This window comes from Pseudomarimonas arenosa (genome assembly GCF_014841215.1).
GTDB lineage: Bacteria > Pseudomonadota > Gammaproteobacteria > Xanthomonadales > Xanthomonadaceae > Pseudomarimonas > Pseudomarimonas arenosa.
In genome coordinates, this window is record NZ_JACYTR010000131.1 from 1 (window position 1) to 2,052 (window position 2,052).

Here is a 2,052-nt window from a genome sequence, read left to right on the forward strand (position 1 = left end):
GCCTTTTCGAGTCCTTCAATCTCATAGCGGTCGAGTGCAATCCACGAGGTGGCGGCTAGTTCGATGCGCTGAGCGCGCAAGTGGGCGTTGACGGCTGACAGAACGGCGCTCTGGTCTTGAGCTGGTGACGTTGCTGAGATCGCCGCGCCTAGTAATGCTGCAAGAGTATTCAAGGTAAGCCTAACGCCGTATTGAGCAGCCGTGGCACGACTGCGTATCAGAAAACACCATGACCTCTCCCCACGGTCTGCTCGAATACGTAGTTATGTGCGCCCACGCCAATAGCCAGGTGCCTTGCGATGCGGAGCGACTGCAAGGATGTAAAGAAGATCGCCGTTCACCAAGTAGTAAACCGTGAAGGGAAACTTCTTTACACTCAAGCGACGAACCCCGGGCTCGCAGACAACAGGATGAGCCAACGGAAATTCTAGAAGGGCATCTACAGCCTCACGCACAGCGCTCTGGTAGCGAGCTCCGAGTCCGGGGGCCTGGGATTCGTAATAAGCGACTTGCCCTAGATACTCAGCCCTAGCGGCTGGGTGGAAGTCGGATTTCAACGAAAATGGGCCTCGGCCTCACGGAACACATCTTCTGCCGCGATGCCTTGTGTTTCCCCCGACAGGAGTTGTTTGGCTCGTGCCGATGCTTCAGCCTGCCACAGCAACTCAAGCTCTTGATCCGAAAGCCCTTCTAGACTGGCAAGCAGATCTCGAGCCAGTTGAGCTCTTTCGTCGACGGGCAACGCCAGTGCTTCTCGTTCTAGGGTGCTGAAGTCCATGGCCTGATTCTAACCCGAGAGCGTCAGGTTGCCACTGCCCGTCTCATGAGACCTGCGACTAGCTGGCAGGGGGACATAACGCCGTATTGAGCTGCCGTTGGCCGGCAGACTAACAGAAAACACCATGACATCTCCCAACGGTCAGCTCGAATACGTAGTTAGGGTACACCTGCAAGCGAGGGCGCTTGCCCGCTGCCGCCTGACCTGCCTGCGCGCCAGTAGTGTACCTCAAGCGGCCACGACCGCAGAGGAGCCTGAGAGCCAAAAGTACCAAGTACTACCGCTAAGAAGACTCAGGCAAGCGAATAATCGCGAGGAGTGTGGGCTTGCGTGCACGACACCGCTGAGCGGGCAAAACTGGGGCTCAAAAGAGCGAGGAGCGAAGGCCCTGGCATGCAGAGGCAGAAGGCGAGGAGTCGATGACGCCAGAAGCCCACGCTGTTGCGCCACCGACCTGAAGGTGCCGCCAATGAAGCTCGCGAAGATTTCACTTGGCACTTGCGACACCCAAGCCAAGCTGTAGCCTAACGCCGTATTGAGCTGCCGTTGGCCGACAGCGTATCAGAAAACACCATGCCCTCTCCCAACGGTCAGCTCGAATACGTAGTTAGCCTTCAGTTTCCGGATTCTTCAGGCGGCGAAGAATTTCGAGATATTCGATGTCATCATTGGGGTCATCGTAGTTCCCTATGACGTGACTAGCCATACCACACTGAATATTGAAGCTCTCTTCAGTGACAGGAATTGATGGTGCATAAATGAGTACCCGATCACCGAGCCAGGCGAACGCAGGGAAATGCGCATTCGTCTCCTTCGGCTGACCGAGGCGCATGGGTACGCGCTCTCCAGGCTTGAGCGCGCCCTTGAAAGACTCGACGACTGTCAGGTCTGACGCCAACACTGACTCGAAGCGGTCATCTTCAGACGGGATTCGCTCAGTGGGTCCTACGGTCGCGAGAAACACAAACCGTGACTGGGCGAATACACGACCAAGAATCTCCTCGGCAGTGCCGTCAACGATACAGGCACCGGCGGCAAAGGGGCAGAGGAGAACAAGAGCTAGAACGACTCGAGACATTGGGGCCTGAAGGCTAACGCCGTATTGAGCAGCCGTGGCACGAAAGCGTATCAGAAAACACCATGACATCTCCCCACGGTCTGCTCGAATACGTAGTTGGGCGGCTCCGGCCGAAAACCAGGGGGCTAGGATACGCACTCAGAGATCGGAAGGACTCGCGGAGTTGCTCAGCTTGCGCAGAAAGGACAACCACAGC

Annotated in this window: 3 protein-coding genes; all 3 read right to left on the reverse strand. The window is 56.8% G+C overall.

The genetic code is table 11. From position 1 onward, the window contains the following. Window positions 1-263: 263 nt before the first annotated feature. Window positions 264-557, reverse strand: a complete 294-nt coding sequence (locus tag IFO71_RS22730) for a type II toxin-antitoxin system RelE/ParE family toxin (protein ID WP_192031746.1) — start codon at window positions 555-557, stop codon at window positions 264-266. After that, window positions 554-778: an addiction module protein gene (locus IFO71_RS21520; protein WP_192031747.1), complete on the reverse strand. Its 225-nt coding sequence runs from the start codon at window positions 776-778 to the stop codon at window positions 554-556. The genes IFO71_RS22730 and IFO71_RS21520 overlap by 4 nt, the downstream gene beginning before the upstream one ends. A 607-nt stretch (window positions 779-1,385) precedes the next feature. Further along, on the reverse strand, window positions 1,386-1,856 hold the full coding sequence (locus IFO71_RS21525) for a hypothetical protein (RefSeq protein WP_192031748.1): 471 nt from the start codon (window positions 1,854-1,856) through the stop codon (window positions 1,386-1,388). Window positions 1,857-2,052 lie beyond the last annotated feature (196 nt).

Excerpts from the sequence above, each read along its gene's own strand:
- IFO71_RS21520 (WP_192031747.1), bottom strand. The coding sequence starts at position 778 with ATGGACTTCAGCACCCTAGAACGAGAAGCACTGGCGTTGCCCGTCGAC.
- IFO71_RS21525 (WP_192031748.1), bottom strand. The coding sequence starts at position 1,856 with ATGTCTCGAGTCGTTCTAGCTCTTGTTCTCCTCTGCCCCTTTGCCGCC.